A 19117-nucleotide genomic window follows, 5' to 3' on the forward strand; every position below is an offset into this window, starting at 1 on the left:
TCGCGATCAACGGCTCAACTCAAAGCAGCAGACCCGACCCGTGAAGCCTTGCGGCGGCGAGACACCAGCAGGCCTGCCGCGATGACCAGCACGCTGAGCAGACCGGTGGCGATGATTTCTACGCGATGGTCTTGCTGGACCAGCATCACCGTCAACACGGCCACGATGAAGAAAATCACCGCCCAGGTCAGCCATGGGAACAGCCACATCTTGAAGTCGATGGCTTCGCCCTTGGCAGTACGCTTCTGACGCATGCGCAGTTGGGAGACGGCGATGACCAGATACACCAGCAAGGCAATTGCGCCTGAGCTGGCGAGCAGGAAATCGAACACTGCGGCCGGAGCGAAATAGTTGGCGAATACCGTCAGGAAGGCCGCTGCGGTCGACAGCATTACAGCCCAGTGAGGCGTGCCGCTCTTGCTGACGCGTGTGGACACTGCCGGTGCATCGCCACGCTTGCCCAGGGAGAACAGCATGCGCGAAGCAGTGTAAAGCGCGGAGTTCAGGCAACTGGTCACGGCAACCAGAACCACCAGGTCCACGATCAGCTTGGCGTTGGGAATCCCCATCGCATCCAGCACCGTCTGATAGGAGCCCACTTCAGCCAGACGACTGTCGTTCCATGGCACCAGCGACACGACGATAAAGATCGAAACCAGATAGAACAGGAAGATCCGCCAGATCACCGAGTTGGTGGCCTTGGTGATCTGCTTGCCCGGGTTCTTCGATTCGGCAGCCGCGATGGTCACGATCTCGGTCCCCATGAAGGAGAACATGGTGGTCAACATTGCTGCCAGGACCGCGCCCAGGCCGTTAGGCATAAAACCCTGGGTATCGAACAAGTGGCTGACACCGCTGACATTGCTGGTCGGCAACAGACCGAAGATCGCCACAACACCCAGCACCACGAAAGCAATGATCGCCACGACCTTGATCAGCGCGAACCAGAACTCGAACTCGCCGTAGTTCTTGACGCTGAACAGGTTGGTAGCCGTCAGCAGCAGCGTAATCACCAGAGTGAACACCCAGATCGCCACGTCGGGAAACCAGGCATGCAGGATGGTCGCAGCGGCGTTGGCCTCCAGCGGGATCACCAGCACCCAGAACCACCAGTACAACCAGCCGATGGTGAAACCGGCCCAGTGCCCGATAGCACGGTCGGCGTATGTGGAAAACGAACCGGTATCGGGCGAGGCCACAGCCATTTCGGCCAGCATGCGCATCACCAGAACAACCAGCGTACCGGCTGCGGCATAGGCGAGAAGCACGGCTGGGCCGGCTTCGGCAATCGCATGGCCTGAACCTACAAACAAACCTGCGCCGATCACACCGGCAATCGACAGCATCGTGATGTGCCGAGGTTTCAGCCCCTGTTCGAGCTCGGAAGAGTTAGCGGTACTGCTCATGAAAACCACCTTTTGCAAGACGAGCGATACACACCGAAACCCCTCGTAAAAAGAAAGCAACGGTGCCGTTCTTTATTCTTGACGCAAAAAGTGCGCCAAAATATTTCAAAAACGACGTCGTGCCTGGAACACAAGGCTTGCAGCCCCGCAAGCATGGAAGTGAAAGAAAGAATTCGTTCTGTGGCCTGCAGGTTTTGTTACCGAACACCTCACGACTCACTCACATCAATGCACCGAAAACACACACCCTGAATCGATTAAGCCCGCATATGGTGCAAGGCAGTGCAAAAGCCCCTTCCAACACCCGGCCAAAGCTGGCAACATCGCGCCTTTTTCGCGCATTCAGGCTGGCAAACAGGCATCAAACAGACGCATCGCTTGCCTTGCGGCGACAGTCTGCTGCGATGATGCGACACCCATCGCGTAACCCTGCCCGCCAGACCTGACGCTGTTGGTTGTCCTTCAAGCCCTGTGCTAGCTTGGCGCTCGCCCCGGTCGAAGGGCGCACAAAATATATGAGGTCCCCACATGGCCGAGGCCACGCCCGCCCTGGAAATCCGCAATCTGCACAAGCGCTACGGAAAGCTGGACGTGCTCAAAGGCATCTCGCTGACCGCTCGTGACGGTGATGTGATCTCGATCCTGGGTTCATCCGGTTCAGGCAAGTCCACACTGCTTCGCTGCATCAACCTGCTGGAAAACCCTCATCAGGGTCAGATCCTGGTGGCGGGTGAAGAACTGAAGCTCAAGGCCGCCAAGAATGGCGAGCTGGTCGCAGCGGACAATAAACAGATCAATCGCATGCGCAGCGAGATCGGTTTTGTGTTCCAGAACTTCAATCTGTGGCCGCACATGAGCGTGCTCGACAACATCATCGAAGCTCCGCGCCGGGTGCTGGGCCAGAGCAAGGCCGAAGCCATCGAAGTCGCTGAAGCGCTGCTGGCCAAGGTCGGCATCGCCGACAAACGCCATGCCTACCCCGCACAGCTTTCCGGTGGCCAGCAGCAACGCGCCGCCATCGCACGCACTCTGGCCATGCAGCCTAAAGTGATTCTGTTCGATGAGCCGACCTCCGCGCTGGACCCGGAAATGGTCCAGGAAGTGCTCAACGTCATTCGCGCACTGGCCGAAGAAGGCCGGACTATGCTGCTGGTGACCCACGAAATGAGTTTTGCGCGACAAGTTTCCAGTGAAGTCGTCTTTTTGCATCAGGGACAGGTCGAAGAACAAGGCACACCACAGCAAGTATTCGAGAACCCGCTGTCGGTAAGGTGTAAACAATTCATGTCGAGCAATCGCTAACGGAGCAACCCCCATGCAGATGTACAAGAAGTTCCTGCTGGCAGCCGCTGCCACTGTGGCAATCAGCAGCAGTGCTTTTGCTGAAACCCTGAAAATGGGCATCGAAGCCGCTTACCCGCCGTTCAACAACAAGGACGCCAGCGGGCAGGTCGTCGGTTTCGACTACGAAATCGGCCAGGCCCTGTGCGCCAAGATGAAAGCCGAGTGCTCGGTCGTCACTTCCGACTGGGACGGCATCATTCCGGCACTCAACTCCAGAAAGTTCGACTTCCTGATCTCGTCGCTGTCGATCACCGACGAGCGCAAGCAGGCTGTGGATTTCACCGATCCGTACTACTCCAACAAGCTGCAGTTCATCGCGCCGAAAGACTCGCAGATCAACACCGAAACCGTCGAAGCCGCCAAGGCATCGCTCAACGGCAAGATCATCGGTGCCCAGCGCGCCACACTGTCCGGCACCTGGCTTGAAGACAAGCTGGGCGACAGCGTGACCATCAAACTCTACGACACTCAGGAAAACGCCTACCTCGACCTGGCTTCCGGTCGTGTCGACGCCCTGCTGGCCGACAAATACGTCAGCTATGAGTGGCTGAAAAGCGACGCCGGCAAGAACTTCGAGTTCAAGGGTGATCCCGTCGAGCAGAACGACAAGATCGGCATTGCCGTGCGCAAGGGCGACCCGCTGCGCGAAAGGCTCAATGACGCTCTGAAAGAAATCATCGCTGACGGCACCTACAAGAAGATCAACGACAAGTACTTCCCGTTCAGCATTCTCTGATCTGCCTGACGTGGCCGTTACGTCTTTCCTGAAGGCGTGACGGTCCGTCCCTAGCAAAGCCTGCCCATGAATATTGACCTCCAAGGATTCGGCCCGGCCCTTGCGGCTGGTGCGCTGATGACTGTTCAGCTTGCCCTCTCGGCCCTGTGTCTGGGGCTGATACTGGGGTTGCTCGGCGCCCTGGCCAAAACCTCGCCTTACAAGCCACTGCAATGGCTGGGCGGTACTTACTCGACGCTGGTGCGCGGTATTCCTGAATTGCTCTGGGTGTTGCTGATCTACTTCGGCACCGTCAACGGCATGCGCGCCCTGGGCGAAATGCTCGGCATTCCCGACCTTGAGCTCAACGCCTTTGCTGCGGGCGTCATTGCCCTGGGCCTGTGCTTTGGCGCCTATGCGACCGAAGTCTTTCGCGGTGCCATCCTGGCCATTCCCAAAGGCCATCGCGAAGCCGGTCTGGCGCTGGGCATGTCGCGTTCGCGCATTCTGTTCAAACTGATCCTGCCGCAGATGTGGCGCATCGCGCTGCCGGGCCTGGGCAACCTGTTCATGATCCTGATGAAAGACACCGCGCTGGTTTCGGTCATCGGCCTTGAAGAAATCATGCGGCATTCGCAGATTGCCGTCAGCGTCACCAAGGACGCCTTCGTGTTCTATCTGGTCGCCGCCTTCATGTACCTGGCCCTGACCATTCTGGCCATGATCGGCATGCACTTTCTGGAAAAACGTGCCGCTCGCGGCTTCGTGAGGAGCGCGTCATGAACTGGGAAGTCATCATCAAGTGGCTGCCGAAACTGGCTCAGGGCGCGACCCTGACCCTGGAACTGGTGGCAATTGCGGTTACCGCCGGTCTGATCATCGCCATCCCGCTGGGTATCGCCCGCTCGTCGAAACATCTGTACGTACGTGCACTGCCTTACGCCTACATCTTCTTCTTTCGCGGCACACCACTGCTGGTGCAACTGTTTCTGGTCTATTACGGACTGGCGCAGTTCGAAGCGGTACGCAAAGGGCCACTGTGGCCGTACCTGCGCGACCCGTTCTGGTGTGCCGTCATCACCATGACCCTGCATACCGCTGCCTACATTGCCGAGATCCTGCGTGGTGCAATCCAGGCCGTTCCGGTGGGAGAGGTAGAGGCTGCGCGGGCGCTGGGCATGTCCAAGTGGAAAGCGCTGTTCTACATCATCCTGCCTCGCGCAGCCCGCATCGGCCTTCCCGCCTACAGCAACGAAGTGATTCTGATGCTCAAGGCCAGCGCCCTGGCCAGTACGGTCACGCTGCTGGAACTGACCGGCATGGCGCGCACCATCATTGCCCGCACCTACCTGCCGGTGGAGATTTTCTTCGCGGCGGGCATGTTCTATCTGGCAATGGCGTATGTGCTGGTACAAGGGTTCAGATTGCTGGAACGGATATTACGCGTAGACGCCAGCCAAGGGCGCTGATATGAAGGGGGCTGGCTTTTACAGAGTCAGCCCTCACACCCGGTCACCATCATGCCTTCTGATACTTGCTTGCAGGATGAACACATTCGCAGCCGCTTTCGGGCGCTGGACAGTTTTCTGTTCGCGCATCAGGCGCTGTGGCGACCCAAGCCTTTCACGCACCTGCACATGCCGTGGGAGCAACGTTATCCGACACTGGCCCAGTGGCTGCGACTGCGCACGCTGGATGAGGCCGAAGCTGCGCACAACCACCCCGAACGTCTCGACGCGCCCTACCCCTTCGCACAACTGGCGGATGAAGCCTATGAACTTGGGCATCTCTGCGAGCTGCCTGCCTATCCACTCGAACCTGTGGAACCCCGCCAGAGCGTCGATGTGCCGGGGCGCAAATGGCAGCAGATCGAGGCCTTTGCCAGCCACCTGCAAGCCCGGCAAAGCGCTACTCACTGGCTCGACTGGTGTTCGGGCAAAGGACATCTGGGACGTCGCCTGACACTCAGCGGGCAGAAACTGACCTGCCTTGAACGCGACCCGGCCCTGATCGAAGCCGGTCGTAAACTCAGCGCCCGGCAACACATCGATGCGGAGCATCTGCAGCAGGATGTCATGGCCGATGACACCTGGCGCCACCTCAAGCCCGAACACACCCCCGTCGCCCTGCACGCCTGCGGCGATCTGCATGTGCAATTGATGCAGGTCGCCAGCCAGACAGGCTGCATACAAATGGCCATTGCCCCGTGCTGTTACAACCGTACGCGGTTCGACGAGTATCAGGCACTTTCCAGCGAAGGCCGCAGCTCCGCCTTGAAGCTGTCCCGGGACGAACTGGGCCTGCCAATGAGCGAAACCGTCACGGCGGGCGCTCGGGTGCGCCGTCAACGCGACACCTCAATGGCTCGCCGCCTGGGGTTTGACCTGCTGCAACGCCAGTTGCGGGGCGTCGATGAATACCTGCCCACACCTTCATTGCCCGTGAGTTGGCTGGAAAAACCCTACAGCGACTACTGCCGCGAGCTGGCAGAGATGAAAGACCTGCCAGCACCCGGCCAGCAGGACTGGGCTGAACTAGAGGCCGCTGGCTGGCAACGACTGGCCGAAGTTCGAAACCTGGAGCTGGTGCGCAACCTGTTCCGTCGACCTCTGGAATTATGGCTGGTCCTGGATAGAGCCATGTACGTTCAGGAACACGGCTACAACGTCAGCGTCGGGACCTTCTGCGACAGCCAGCTCACCCCTCGCAACCTGCTGGTGCTGGCACAAAAACAATGACCCAAATCAACGGAACATCCTGTGGATAACTCTGTTGATGAAAATTCAGACGAACGTTTTAAAACCTTAGCGCGCCAGTTACTGAAGCGCCTTGTTTTTTCCTGACACCCAGGTCAGAAGCCTTGAAAAACGGCGCTTCACGGCAAAATGCAAACAACCGCACGGATCGGCGCAAAAATCGTTCTGATTCTGAACGGGTTGTGCATAAAGGATCTGGGGCGGGGTGTTTTCAAAAGCTGTGACCTTCGCGAGCAAGCTCCCTCCCACGGTGTGGGCTAACCTCGAAAACTGGATGCAGGCCACAGTGAAGCTTGCTCACGAAAGATAGTGCATCAACTCGCTTCCACACACTCCAGTGATCGCTCCACCATCACCTTGGCCATTTCCGCCATATGCATGGCGGCAAAAGCCAGGTCGCGCTGCGAACCATTCAGATCATCTCCCAGCTCATAAACCGTTGCCGATGCACATCGCAGAAAATCCATCGCATGCAGCAGCGTCGCCTCAAGGCTCATGAAATCAAAACCTTTGTCATCTCCTTTTGGCGGACGACTTGTCGGCAGATAACAGGCCAAGGCACGCTTGACGACTGACTGATCGAAAACCGGTGCAGTGGATGCATCATTGAGGGGTGGATCAGGGGTAATTTTGACCATGCGTTTAGCTCTCCATATGGAGCTGCCAACAGATCGCTACTAAACGAAAGGGTGGCAGCTGTACGCGAGTTAGTAGACCGGTGAGCTAAGAACCGGCGCACCCGGAGGTGCCAAGCGCACAGCCGCCATAACAGGCAGGCATGAGACGCCTGACAGAGTGCGGTTGTGTTACGCCTTAACTCATTGGGCTACTAAACCCGATCACTGATAAGCAGCGACCGACGCAGACTAGAAGCACAAATTGAGAGACGCAAGCGGGCCGGGATTCTCTCGGAAAAGTCTGTCAAAAGAAAGGGAGCAGACCTGCAAGCTCAGGCCAAAAACATTGCAAAGCATCACAAGGCGGGGTGATTAAGGGAGGCAACTGTACGAAGGTTAGTCGACCGACGAGCTAAGAATCGGCGCCCCCGAAAGTGCCCTGCGCACAGCCACCATCAAGAAATGGGCTGCGAGAATTTACCTGCGCGCCAACTCATGTTTGACGCATTGTTCGTAGTAGGTCTGCTTGATCGCGGCTGGTTTGAGGCGTGACGAGCTTTTGTAGGTCTGCTCCGTAATGCCCATGGCGGTCATGCGCATCCAGGGTTGGGGAAACTTGCGGGCCTGCAGTTTGTTGCGTGCGCCGTAGAGGGAAATCCCGGCAAGCTTCGACTCCTGAGCCCCCGCGGCGATGCCCGAACCCCATGTGCATATAGAGCGAGTGCTCTTGGTCAACTCCTTGGCCTGAACCCCGACCGAGACGCCGGCCAGGACAAACACCGCAACGGTCAATGCAAAACTTCGCATAGCGCCAGCACCCAAGCTTCTGAAAGGAAGGCGAGTTTGCCAACGAAAAAGAAATCAAAGGGCCAGCTATGTGCTTCTTTTCATGGGTGTTTTTGAGGTGTTTCGCTGGTTCGCGAATGAATTCGCTCCCACACAAGCGAATTCATTCGCGAAAGCCTCAAAACCTTGGCTTGACGGTCTTCCAGTCCGGTTTGTAACGCTGCATCTGTTTCACGTCATCGCGCTGGCGGATGCCGCAGCTCAGGTATTGGTCGTGCAGTTTGCCCAACTGGTCGTAATCCAGCTCCAGCCCAAGGCCCGGAGCGCGGGTGATTTTTACGCAGCCGTCGACGATGGGCAGCTTGCCGCCTTTTATCACTTCTTCATCCGGTTCCTGCCAGGGGTAATGGGTGTCGCAGGCGTAATCCAGATTGGGGACCGAAGCGGCGACATGGGCCATGGCCATCAGGCTGATGCCCAGGTGTGAGTTGGAATGCATGGACACGCCAAGGCCAAAGGTCTGGCACATTTTCGACAGCGCCTGAGTATCACGCAGGCCGCCCCAGTAATGGTGGTCGGCAAGAACGATCTGCACGCTGTTCAGCGCAACGCTACGGCGGAACTCATCGAAATCTGTGACCACCATATTGGTCGCCAGCGGCAGTCCGGTGCGTTTGTGCAGCTCGGACATGCCTTCCAGCGTCGGCGTCGGATCTTCGTAATATTGCAGGTCATCGCCCAGCAATTCGGCCATGCGGATGGAAGTTTCCAGCGACCAGTTGGCATTGGGGTCGATGCGCAGCGGGTAACCGGGGAATGCCTTTTTCAGCGCCTTGATGCAGGCAACCTCATGCTCGGGCTCCAGCGCGCCGGCCTTGAGCTTGATGCTCTTGAAACCATAGGCCTCGATCATGCGCCGGGCCTGGGCCACGATCTGCTCTTCGTTGAGGGCTTCGCCCCAGTTGTCCGGCTTGTAAGGCGAGTCGATATGCTGCCCGTACTTGAAGAACAGATACGCACTGAACGGCACCTCATCACGAATCGCGCCACCCAGCAGGTCCACCAGCGGTACGTTCAGGTAATGGGCCTGAAGGTCCAGAAACGCGACTTCAAAAGCCGAGTAAGCGTTGCTCACCGCCTTGCTGGCATGGGAACCGGGCGCCAGTTCCGCACCGGCCAGGCTGTCGGTCTTGTTGGCTGCCACAGTCGCCTGCACGATGGCCCGCAACTGGTTGAGGTTGAACGGGTCAAGGCCGATCAGTTGATCCTTAACACGCTCCTGAATCGCCAGCGCCGTTGCGTCGCCATAGCTCTCGCCCAGGCCGATGTAGCCGTTGTCGCTCTCGATCTCGATGATCGAGCGCAGCGCGAAGGGTTCGTGAATGCCACTGGCATTGAGCAGCGGCGGATCGCGAAAGGCGATGGGGGTCACGGTCACTCTTTTGATTTTCAAGGTAATGCTCCCGATCAGATATCAATGTGTTGCAGCGCGACCAGGCACTGCCGCTTCGACAGGCTTGCCCCGTCGATTGGCAGGCGTTGTGCGGGCAAAGAAGATCACCACGGCAGCCAGCAGCGAGGTTGCCGCCAAGCCATACAGACCGCCCTCGATGGAGCCTGTGGTCTGCTCCAGAATCCCGAAGGTCGTAGGCGCGACGAAACCGCCCAGGTTGCCGATGGAGTTGATCAGCGCGATCACCGCTGCGGCGATGCGAGCGTCCAGATAGCTTTGCGGGATCGGCCAGAACAGCGCAGATGCAGCCTTGAAGCCGATGGCGGCAAAACAGATGGCCACGAAAGCGAAGACCGGGCCGCCGGTGGTCGACATGAACATGCCGAACGAAGCGATGACCAGCGTCAGCGCAACCCAGGCCTGCTGAAATTTCCATTTGCTGGCCATGGCCGCAAAGCCATACATCGCCACGATGGAAATGATCCAGGGCACCGAGTTGAACAGGCCGACCTGGAAGTCACCCAGATTGCCCATTTTCTTGATCATGCTGGGCAGCCAGAAGGTCGCGCCGTAGATGGTCAGGGCGATGGAGAAGTAGATGAAGCAGAACAGCGCAATCTGCCGGTCGGCCAGCAGCCTGAGCATCGAAGGCCTGGCGACCTGCACGGCCTCACGCTCGCGTTGCTCCTGGGCAATGGCTGCAATCAGGACGCTTTTCTCTTCCTCACTCAACCATTTCGCTTCGCTCGGATGGGACTGCAACCAGAACCAGACGAACCCGCAGAGCAACACGGAGGCAAAGCCTTCGATCAGAAACATCCACTGCCAGCCATGCAGGCCAAGCCCCGTGATATGCAGCAGTGCTCCGGAAACCGGCCCGGAGATCACCGAAGCGATGGCTGAACCACTGAGGAAAACCGCCATGGTCTTGCCGAGTTCGGAAGACGGCAGCCATTGGGTGAAGTAGTAAATGATGCCAGGGAAAAAGCCGGCTTCGGCCGCGCCAAGGATGAAGCGCAGTACATAGAAACTGGTCTCCCCGCGCACGAACGCCATGGCCATGGCTGCCGCACCCCATGTGAACATGATGCGCGTCAGCCAGACGCGAGCGCCGTAGCGTTGCAGCAACATGTTGGATGGCACTTCGAACAGCGCGTAGCCGACAAAGAACAACCCGGCACCCAGCCCATAGGCCGCGGCACCAATGCCCAGGTCGGTTTCCAGGTGGCTGCGCACGAAGCCGATGTTCACGCGGTCGATGTAGTTGACGATGAACATCACCACGAACAGCGGCAGCACATGACGCTTCACTTTGGCCGCTGCCCGGGCAAGCACGGCAGGGTCGGAGGGACTCTGGAGATTCTTCAAGATGCGACTCCCGTTCATTGTTTTTGTAGGGACGAGCCGATCATGGACGCGGTGATTGTTCCCGTCTAATCTAACTTGGCATTCCATTGATACCCGGATTAGATCAATGTTCGAGCTGACTCAACTGCGCTGCTTCACCACTGTCGCGACTGAACTCAATTTCCGCCGTGCCGCAGAACGGCTGAACATGACTCAACCGCCGCTTAGCCGTCAGATCCAGTTGCTGGAGCATCATCTGGGCGTTGATCTGTTTACCCGCAACACGCGCAATGTGGCCCTGACGGCCGCCGGCCGCGCCTTTTTCGTCGAGGCCCAGAACCTGCTGGAGCGCGCGCAGCAGGCCGCCGTCACGGCCAGACGCTTCGCCGAGGGCGATATCGGATCGGTCAATATCAGCTTCGTCGGCAGTGCGGTGTATGAGTTTCTGCCCAAGGTCATCGCCGAAGCGCGGCTCAAGCAGCCACACGTCAGAATCAACCTGTCGGAAATGAACACCTATCAGCAGCACGAGGCACTGCGCGGTCGTCGCATCGACCTGGGCATCGTGCGCACCCCGCTGCTGGAACCGGGCTATGCCACCGAATGCCTGGTGCGCGAACCCTTCGTGCTGGCCGTGCCCGGCAATCACCGGCTGGCCAGCAGTCCAACCGTGTCGGTCCAGGATCTGGATGCGCAGCCCTTCCTGATGTACTCCCACTCGGCCTATCCGCCATTCAACGAGCTGCTGACCGGCATGCTCCGCTCGGCACGGGTTGCCCCTGAATATGTGCAATGGCTGGGTTCGTCACTGACCATACTGGCGCTGGTCAATGCGGGAATGGGGCTGGCACTGGTCCCACGCTGTGCAACGAGTGTGGTCTTCAGGAACGTGGTGTTTCGGGATATCGATCTGGGGGAAGGCGTACAGAGCGAACTGCATCTGATCTGGACCGAAAACAACGACAATCCGGCGTTTGCAATGCTGCTGGAAGGGATCAGAAAAGCCGTGCGCGAAGGCTGGGGCGACAGCAACCATTAGGGTTTACGTATCGGGCGGAGGATTATAGGATAGCCCCCGCTACTTTTCCTGCTAGTTGCATAAGGATATTACCCTCGTTACATGGCTATTGATCTAGATAGTCATGATCTACATGCGTGGGCGTCTTTCAGGAAACATAAAGAAACAATTAAATGCGAAACCGATTTTTGCGCCTGCGTCCAAGCGATTAATGAGTACATGACGATGAGCAATTCTGATTCTGTATCTGATAAAACACCTACCTTCAGCATTGCCATAGTCAATTACAAGACTCTCGAAATTACCAAGATATGCCTGGATCTATTGCAACAGCATCTGGGCAACACCCCGCATCAGGTCTGGGTGGTGGACAACGATTCCGCCGATGACAGCACCGAATACCTGCGCACACTGGACTGGATCAACCTGATCGAGCGCAAGAGCCCCGGACCGGAGTGTGGTCACATCGCTCACGGCAAGGCTCTCGACATGATTCTCGAGCGGACCGAAACCGATTACCTGTTCCTGCTGCACACCGATACATTCATCTTCGACAAGAAGGTGTTTTCCATGATGCTGAAGAAGTGCATCAGGAACCCGAAAGTTGCAGCAGTCGGCTGTGTAGAACAGCTGAACCGTGGCACGGCCAGAACCATCTGGCGCTTCAGTTCCCGCCTGTTCAAACATCACTTCCGTCGCCTGAAACTCGCTCTGGGCCTGCGCTCCAAACAGCCGAAGCCCTACCGCGAAGCCCACCTGAAAAGCTTCTGCACCTTGTGGAACACCAAGCTGATGAAGCAGCACAACCTGCACTTCCAGATGGATGAGCGGGTGCCGGGTTATACCCTGCAGGACACCATGGTCGAGCTTGGCTATGACATCGAGTTTCTGTCACCACGCAAGATATTCAGCTACCTGGACCACATCCAGGCAGGTACTGTTTCGGCAGCCGGTGGCTATGACACGACGCATCGCCGGGTCAAGATGTACAACGAGATCCTGGAGCGTATCAACAAGAACAACGCTCGCAGGCAAAATGCGCCGACAATGAACACCTGATGAATTTCCGACTATTGGAGCGGCAATGACTGCGACTCACCACACACTGCCCATTACCCTGGCTCCAGAGCTTGATTTCGACCTGGCAGCCGCTGGCGAGCTGGGCCAGTCGCTGACCGATAGCTACACACAGGCCACACCGTTCGCGCATATCGTCCTCGACGACTTTCTACCGCCGGACCTGATCGCCAGCATCTGCGAACACTTCCCCGCCGAGCCGACCGACAACGAAATGCTCTACGAGCGCGGCTACAAGGGGCAGCACAAAAGACAGATCAGCCCCAATGAATGCGACCCTCACCTGAAGAAGATCTTCAGCGCCTTCAACTCGGCCCCCATGCTGCACTTTCTTGAAAAGCTCACCGGCATCGAAGGCCTGATACCTGACCCCTACTTCACCGGCGGCGGCCTGCATGAAACCAAGAAGGGCGGCTTCCTGGGCGTGCACTCGGACTTCAGGCTGAACAAGAAGCTCAATATCGACCGCCGCATCAACGCCATCATTTACCTCAACCCGGACTGGAAAGAGGAATACGGCGGCAATCTGGAACTCTGGGATGTGGACATGCGCACATGCCTGAAGAAAGTCCTGCCGATCTACAACCGCTGCGTGATCTTCAACACCGACGCCGACAGTAACCACGGTCACCCGGAACCGCTGACGACGCCCGAGCACATCACTCGCCGCTCGGTTGCGCTTTACTACTACACCGCATCAAAGGGGCCAATCGACCCCACGCAAAGAAACAAGACCCACTACAAGCCAAGGCCCAAAGACCTCATCAGCCCCAGGTACTACCTGAACAAGCTCATCAGAAAGAAAAACTGAAGGATCTGGCAGCCGTCAGAACTGATCGTTTTTCAGGTTGGAGAACTGCGAATTGCGGTTCTGTAGCTTGCGCAGTGTCAGCTTGTAGACACTGGATTTGACCTGGCTGCCCATGGGCGTTTCCTCGAGCAGAATCCGGTTCGAGGCGAACGCACAGCCGGTGTTGAGCATCTTGTATTTGAGCAGGTACAGGCCGGCGTCCATCTTGGAGAAAGCGAACACCGATCCGGCCGGAATGAACGCATGCCGAAAGGCATTGCGGCCCACCGCATCGGTGACCTTGGCGTAAACCGCCGACTCACCGCCCGTATTGTCGATGATGATCTGCGACCAGCCGTTGTCCTTGCGCAGCGGCATGTCCTTCACATAACCCGCCTTCTGCGGCCATGCAGCGCCCATCGGGTCGAGATCCGGTATCACGCACTCGGGCTGGGCCGGATCCACCAGCTTGATCGGATTTCCCACCGGAGCTTCTTCAGGTGCGGGAACTGGTGCTGGCTTTACCCAGGAATGAGCAACCGGCAACGCCTCGGTCGGCACATAGGCCTTGCCTGCGTTCGGGTCATACCCCATCCAGACACCGGCTCCGCAAAAAATCATGAACACCAGCGCCCAACGCAACACACTGCGCCGTCGCTTGCGACGCGAAACCTTTGAGGATGGACCGGCCTGAGACGTATTCGGCTGCGCCGCACGAGGTTGCACGGGCCGGGTGGCAGGCGCAGCCGCCGCGTAGGCACTGGCAGCGCGCGCACCGGCTGTTTGCAGCTGTCGGCTGCGCAGATAGGCCTCTCTGGCTCTTTGCTCTTCATACGCAAGCTGGGCGTCATAGGCGGCGCGCTTTGCAGCATCAGCCAACACATCATGAGAGGCATTGAGAATGCACATCCTGTCTGAAGCGTCGGGGGCCGGATTCCTGTCCGGGTGCAACTGCTGGGCCAGCTTGCGATAGGCCTTCTTGATCTGTTCAGGAGAGGCATCGCGAGCGACCTTGAGCTGCTCGTAATGAGTAAGAGTTCTCTGCATACGTCTTGCAATCCATGGCGACATGCCACTTAACAAGCTCTATATCGGCAAGATTTGCTCTTACATCAGTCCACGACAGACTGAAATGCCCGGATCCTTGGACCCGGGCATTTTTTGAAGCATTAGTTCAGATTAAAAATGACTACTTTTCAGACAACCCCCGACCAGCGGTTTACTGCATACCGTGGCAAGGTCTCGATCCCTCGAATACTCATGACAATCCTTGTCCTGTCGCTGAAAAGCCAACAACCCTTTCCGTGTTGCCAGTGGTCCGGGCCGTTGAAACCAAGCTTATGCAAGCCCCCCCAGCCCCGCAAATGGGGGCAAATCGCCAATAGCTGTCCCAAGAGAAAAACCAGTGCGGATTGCCATCACCACTCAAGCACCTGATTCAAAAGGCCCGCTCAAAAAATCCGAATACCGGGTAAGCATCAGCCCCATAGCACGGGCACCCAAGACAACGCCCAACTGCCCTGCTTTCAGCGTCACCCTCCAGCCTCATCGCCCAGCAACCGGAGAAATCCCCTACATATCGACCCGTAGCAATCCTGCATTCAGACCACAGGCCACACCACTCCTCGGTTTTTTTCAACCGAATCAGACAGCTAGGCTTTACAAGCGCAACAGACTCTATATACTCGCAGCCCATTACGCCGGTATAGCTCAGTTGGTAGAGCAACTGACTTGTAATCAGTAGGTCCCGGGTTCGACTCCTGGTGCCGGCACCATACGAAGTACCAAAAGAGGCTCACCGAAAGGTGGGCCTTTTTTGTTTGGGGTGAGCTTTTGTGGGAGGGAGCTTGCTCGCGACGGGGCCAGTTAACCGCCCACCAACGCTGTAGGACTCTTCTGAACTTCAGCAATCCCCCTAGCAACCGCTTGTAGATGCCTGACGCCACGACTACCTTCCTGCCTGTCGCCAAAACCAGCGACCGGGTTTAGTCGCCCGAACACGTCAAGCCAACATGCGCCCCTAGCCAGCGCCGCGTCATCGAGACCGGCGTAATGCTTTATGGTAGCTGTGCACGGGGCACCTTCGGGTGCGCCGGGTGCTTGACGTTCCGGTCGACTAACCCGTGCATGGCCGCCACCTTCGTTTAGTCGCGAAAGTGATGGCTCAACTACGTCAAGGAGTCACCATGATCGAAACCACCCCAACCCCACCCCGCGATATCACCACCAGCCTGTTCACCGTAAAGCAAGGCGTCAGCGTTGAAGACGCGCTGATACTCGCATCCGAATACCTGACCTGCGCAGCAGCCACCGCTCATGAAACGGCGGATAACAGCTCAAAGGAATACCGACCGCTGGCTCGGGCCGTGGTGCATCAGATAGAGGCTGCGTTGGCGTTGGTGGAAGCTTCGGTGGTTGGGTTGGAGAAGAGGCCGTTGGCGGTGTAAGAAGCCATTCGCTGTGGATATCGCTGAAGCCGTTATGGAAGTGTGGGCGCGGATCGGAATTATCCACAGGTGTCAGGGCGAAAGAGATTTATCGTCTGGCAGCTTATTTCTTTTCATAGCTACCTTGCAGTGACCAATACGTTTGGCCATTTCATTAAGCCAACCTGCGTCCGTCTCTTTCTACCGGAATGAGAGGGGCGTCTCCTAACTCTGCTGCATTTGCGGCATTCCCCCCTCGTGACAGTCGGTGTGACAAACGCCGATGTCTCCAGCAACAGCGATGTAGATGATGGTGCCGCAGACCATGGATTGGACTGCACTTGGCTGACAGCTAGGCATGCCCCGATCACCGCATAGCTGCCTTCATACGGCTCAGGATCTCGCGGCGCTGGTTTCGTCAGCCAATGCAGCCTCCACCACCCGCCCACCGGTATCGGTGCTCCGGAGGCCAGATCATAAGTTGCCCATGCTCCCGGTCGTAAGGAGTCGCCAGTCCCGCGTTAGTGGACAACCCTCACAGGTCGCAGGGCCCTTGATCACTGATAACACTCAGCATTCTTGGCGGGATGACGTGGGGCGAGGACTGGAGCGCAGAAGATGAGGTGACCAATATGGCATTGGTGGGTAGACGTGATGGCCGCAATTTCGGCTACGGCAGATAGTTGAGCTACGCGGGGCGGCAAGCGCTGAAAGACATGTTCGGCGGAGGCCACTACGGCACGGTCAAGGCGCACTGTGATCGGTGGTAGGCATTCGTGAGGTAGTTCCGCTCCGAACAGGGCCCCGGTATCAATGACACGCGGCAGATTGATCGGAAGGTGTTGGCCGACTATACGGCGTATCTGCGCGATGTGGTTGGGCGCAGTGACCTCGCCGTCAGTACTGCATAAAATCGGCTATCCAGCGTTAACAGGACCATGGCGGCGCTTCGCGGTGATCATTGCGTGAAATTGCCAAGCCCGAGCAAGGCGTTGGGAATACAGCGCACCGGGGTTCGACAGTCTGTACCACAGGGCCAAAGCCGCGAGCAGGTTAAGCAGATCGTCGATGCGCTTTGCAGTCGTGATCAGTTGCGGGCCGCCGCGATCATTCTGTTGGCGCGAGCCACCGGCATGCGCTTGCGTGAGGCCATCTTGGCGGATCTGCCACGACTAAGCCGCGAGGCTAACAACCTAGCAGGATGAACATTCAAGACGGCACCAAAGGCGGCCGCGCCGGTACCTCGGCGCCACATTGGCTTGCCGTGGACGACCATGTTCGAAGTGCACTTGGGTTTGCGCGAAAGGTGTCGCCTGCGCACAGCCGCCACCTTATTGCGCCAAACGAAAGCTACCTGAACGTTCTCGCGGGATATCCTCCATGCCCACAACCTCAAAGGCTTTCATGAGCTACGGGCGGCGTATGCATGTGATCGCTATGAGCAAATCACCCAATACCGCGCACCTATCAACGGCGGCCAAAGTTGTCTGGTAGATAGGAGCCTTGATCGTGAAGCCCGGAGGCAGATCAGCTATGAGCTGGGACACGGTCGGATCAATGTAGTCGCTGCCTACATTGGAGGACGGACATGAGGAAGCCATTCGACATGGAACTGCTCCTAGCTGGTGTGCTGGCTGGCTCGCATGTAACACGGAAAACGGCATCTACGTCAGGGAAGGAGCATCCAAAAGGAAATAGCAGAACGCTGACAGTTAGAACCCCCTTGGGCTTGGCAAAGAAAAGATGTCGCATGGTTTTTTAGTTCATCGCCTCACTCAACACAGCAAGGCGACAAAATATTATTATTTGACGGTACGAGCACTCATTCGCCTCTTAGAGAATTCATGGAAGCTCAAGGAGATTCTTTAAGCGATTAACATTTTCTAAATAATTTCTTGCATACACTCCAAACGGATGTGTCATTGATGTTTCTTGCTCGATCCAGGCTTTCAAATCCCACCCAAGATCCAGTAGATCAGATGCAGCGAAAACAAACTCCAGAGTATCAGTAAGGAAGGCAAACTCCGTGAAATTACTTTCATAGTCAAATGAACCCTTGCTGCCATGCACATAGTGATTACGTGACAATACCGCATGATTACATGGCAAATACAAATCTGGAAATTTTTCTCCAACCGCCGAAATTACTTTTTCAGCTCGGTGATATATTTTATCGCGCAAACTTGCATTTCCAATTCTCCCTAAGCTCGATAGAACAGACTGCCTAGCGAAGCTATCCGGCAACTCTTTGAATATATCACGGCATTTTTTCACTGCATCTTTGAGCAAAGCATCTGCTTCCTTTACTTTAGGCGCATGGCTCTCAGGCAACAAGTCAAACATATTGGCAGCACCAACTATACGATTGACACTATAGCTGTCAAAGAAGGCAGTCGCGAATCGTGTCCTGGGGCGACTCATACTCCCAGTACTATTGATCCAACCTGTCATTACTTTGGAAAATTCTTCGGGACGTCGTTCTGGAGACAAAAGGGCGTCGCCGAGACTGATCTTTGAATCACCGTCAACACGTTCGTTGCACAGGCTCCAATATAAGCGTGCACAACTAGGAATATCAGGCGCCGGGGCCGTTGAGCGATGGGTGAGTTCGAGCTCAATCCAGCGATAACGCTGACGGTGTCCAAGGATAAGCTCAAACAAACTGTGCAAGCTTATAAGTGCATCAATCGCTATGCCGAGTGTCTTAGCTTCTTTAAATTCGATATTAACAGTGACTTCATTGCTTATTCCGATTCCGGCAGCACTTCCCATGTTATGAGAAGTCCTATTCGTCAATGATATTTTGCCAACATCCGATTGACCAGCTAATATTTCCCATGCGCCGCTGAAATACAGAAGATGCGGATAATCACCAATTTGAGGGTCAAATTCGAGTTTTGCCCACCCATAAGTTTCTCCTATTTGCTCCTGACGCTTGTGATCGCTCTCAAGTAGCTGGCGAACGTCTTCTACGTCTGGGTGTAACGCCTTGAAAGTTTTGTGACTGCTTAAAAGACAATCGACGTTCTCGAAATGGTAGCGAACTGCCTGAATGACGCGCTCACCAGAGCGAATGAACTCTTCACCGACAGCGATATAGTGTGGGAAGAAAATGCTTTCACATTGCGAGTTGTCATCGAACCTATATTTCTTCTTACCATTCAGCACACAATCCAGAAGCGAGGCCTTTTTACCATCGTTCATCACCCCATGAATATCTGTATATTCGGCTTCGGGACACTCCCAGAATTTCTGCCCAACAAGTTTCAGGTTACTGTTCGCTCCCGCAACCTTTAGAAGCCCGGCAAACTGGCTATCAGTTGAAAGAAAAATTCCATTGTACTGTTCGTGCGTATGCATAAGGAGTCACCAGCAGTCAACT

Annotated in this window: 17 protein-coding genes, 1 tRNA gene and 1 pseudogene; 12 read left to right on the forward strand and 7 right to left on the reverse strand. The window is 56.6% G+C overall.

The genetic code is table 11. The features are described 5' to 3' along the window. Positions 1 to 14: 14 nt before the first annotated feature. On the reverse strand, positions 15 to 1406 hold the full coding sequence (gene gabP, locus KQP88_RS24100) for a GABA permease (protein ID WP_216704379.1): 1392 nt from the start codon (positions 1404 to 1406) through the stop codon (positions 15 to 17). Between the two features lie 62 nt (positions 1407 to 1468). Here gabP and KQP88_RS24105 point away from each other — a divergent pair, with 62 nt between their 5' ends. The 6 genes from KQP88_RS24105 (at position 1469) to KQP88_RS24130 (ending at position 6203) form a co-directional block, all read left to right on the forward strand. Then, on the forward strand, positions 1469 to 1852 hold the full coding sequence (locus KQP88_RS24105; protein ID WP_216704380.1) for a hypothetical protein: 384 nt from the start codon (positions 1469 to 1471) through the stop codon (positions 1850 to 1852). A gap of 82 nt (positions 1853 to 1934) precedes the next feature. Next, the gene (locus tag KQP88_RS24110) at positions 1935 to 2708 is read left to right on the forward strand and encodes an ABC transporter ATP-binding protein (protein WP_200993817.1); all 774 of its coding nucleotides are present in this window, start codon (positions 1935 to 1937) and stop codon (positions 2706 to 2708) included. 13 nt (positions 2709 to 2721) lie between these two features. Next, complete coding sequence (locus KQP88_RS24115; RefSeq protein WP_216704381.1) at positions 2722 to 3486, forward strand: ABC transporter substrate-binding protein; 765 nt, start codon at positions 2722 to 2724, stop codon at positions 3484 to 3486. A gap of 66 nt (positions 3487 to 3552) precedes the next feature. Further along, positions 3553 to 4248, forward strand: coding sequence for an ABC transporter permease (locus KQP88_RS24120; protein ID WP_025262468.1), 696 nt, complete (start codon positions 3553 to 3555; stop codon positions 4246 to 4248). After that, a complete protein-coding gene (locus tag KQP88_RS24125; RefSeq protein ID WP_200993820.1) occupies positions 4245 to 4934 on the forward strand; it encodes an ABC transporter permease in 690 nt (229 codons plus the stop codon). The genes KQP88_RS24120 and KQP88_RS24125 overlap by 4 nt, the downstream gene beginning before the upstream one ends. A 51-nt stretch (positions 4935 to 4985) precedes the next feature. Next, on the forward strand, positions 4986 to 6203 hold the full coding sequence (locus tag KQP88_RS24130) for a methyltransferase (RefSeq protein ID WP_216704382.1): 1218 nt from the start codon (positions 4986 to 4988) through the stop codon (positions 6201 to 6203). A gap of 332 nt (positions 6204 to 6535) precedes the next feature. Here KQP88_RS24130 and KQP88_RS24135 read toward each other — a convergent pair whose 3' ends face one another. From KQP88_RS24135 to KQP88_RS24150, 4 genes are all read right to left on the reverse strand, one after another. Continuing rightward, positions 6536 to 6859, reverse strand: a complete 324-nt coding sequence (locus KQP88_RS24135) for a DUF6124 family protein (RefSeq protein ID WP_200993822.1) — start codon at positions 6857 to 6859, stop codon at positions 6536 to 6538. A gap of 456 nt (positions 6860 to 7315) precedes the next feature. After that, a complete protein-coding gene (locus KQP88_RS24140; protein ID WP_025262471.1) occupies positions 7316 to 7645 on the reverse strand; it encodes a hypothetical protein in 330 nt (109 codons plus the stop codon). A gap of 157 nt (positions 7646 to 7802) precedes the next feature. Further along, the gene (locus KQP88_RS24145; RefSeq protein WP_216704383.1) at positions 7803 to 9077 is read right to left on the reverse strand and encodes a glucarate dehydratase family protein; all 1275 of its coding nucleotides are present in this window, start codon (positions 9075 to 9077) and stop codon (positions 7803 to 7805) included. 21 nt (positions 9078 to 9098) lie between these two features. Next, positions 9099 to 10445, reverse strand: a complete 1347-nt coding sequence (locus tag KQP88_RS24150; RefSeq protein WP_216704384.1) for an MFS transporter — start codon at positions 10443 to 10445, stop codon at positions 9099 to 9101. A gap of 106 nt (positions 10446 to 10551) precedes the next feature. On the opposite strand from KQP88_RS24150, the gene KQP88_RS24155 reads away from it, so the two are divergent. The 3 genes from KQP88_RS24155 to KQP88_RS24165 all read left to right on the forward strand — a co-directional run bounded on the left by KQP88_RS24155 (position 10552) and on the right by KQP88_RS24165 (position 13330). Next, complete coding sequence (locus KQP88_RS24155; RefSeq protein ID WP_216704385.1) at positions 10552 to 11463, forward strand: LysR family transcriptional regulator; 912 nt, start codon at positions 10552 to 10554, stop codon at positions 11461 to 11463. A gap of 204 nt (positions 11464 to 11667) precedes the next feature. Then, the gene (locus tag KQP88_RS24160) at positions 11668 to 12501 is read left to right on the forward strand and encodes a glycosyltransferase (protein ID WP_216704386.1); all 834 of its coding nucleotides are present in this window, start codon (positions 11668 to 11670) and stop codon (positions 12499 to 12501) included. Positions 12502 to 12526: 25 nt separating this feature from the next. Continuing rightward, positions 12527 to 13330 carry a 2OG-Fe(II) oxygenase gene (locus KQP88_RS24165; RefSeq protein ID WP_117167438.1) on the forward strand — a complete coding sequence of 268 codons (804 nt, stop codon included), beginning with the start codon at positions 12527 to 12529 and terminating at the stop codon, positions 13328 to 13330. A gap of 15 nt (positions 13331 to 13345) precedes the next feature. Here the strand turns inward: KQP88_RS24165 and KQP88_RS24170 are convergent, their stop codons facing one another. Further along, positions 13346 to 14356 (reverse strand): J domain-containing protein, encoded by a 1011-nt coding sequence (locus KQP88_RS24170; protein ID WP_216704387.1) that lies wholly within the window; start codon positions 14354 to 14356, stop codon positions 13346 to 13348. Positions 14357 to 15008: 652 nt separating this feature from the next. Here KQP88_RS24170 and KQP88_RS24175 point away from each other — a divergent pair. The 3 genes and pseudogenes from KQP88_RS24175 (at position 15009) to KQP88_RS25355 (ending at position 17327) form a co-directional block, all read left to right on the forward strand. Continuing rightward, positions 15009 to 15084, forward strand: a tRNA-Thr gene (locus KQP88_RS24175). 411 nt (positions 15085 to 15495) lie between these two features. Continuing rightward, the gene (locus KQP88_RS24180; RefSeq protein WP_216704388.1) at positions 15496 to 15756 is read left to right on the forward strand and encodes a DUF6124 family protein; all 261 of its coding nucleotides are present in this window, start codon (positions 15496 to 15498) and stop codon (positions 15754 to 15756) included. A gap of 662 nt (positions 15757 to 16418) precedes the next feature. Beyond that, positions 16419 to 17327, forward strand: a pseudogene (locus KQP88_RS25355) (integrase domain-containing protein). Between the two features lie 250 nt (positions 17328 to 17577). Here the strand turns inward: KQP88_RS25355 and KQP88_RS24190 are convergent. Continuing rightward, the gene (locus tag KQP88_RS24190; RefSeq protein WP_216704389.1) at positions 17578 to 19095 is read right to left on the reverse strand and encodes an ApeA N-terminal domain 1-containing protein; all 1518 of its coding nucleotides are present in this window, start codon (positions 19093 to 19095) and stop codon (positions 17578 to 17580) included. Positions 19096 to 19117 lie beyond the last annotated feature (22 nt).

Origin of the sequence: Pseudomonas lijiangensis (assembly GCF_018968705.1) — a bacterium.
In the GTDB taxonomy this organism is placed as follows: Bacteria; Pseudomonadota; Gammaproteobacteria; order Pseudomonadales; family Pseudomonadaceae; genus Aquipseudomonas; species Aquipseudomonas lijiangensis.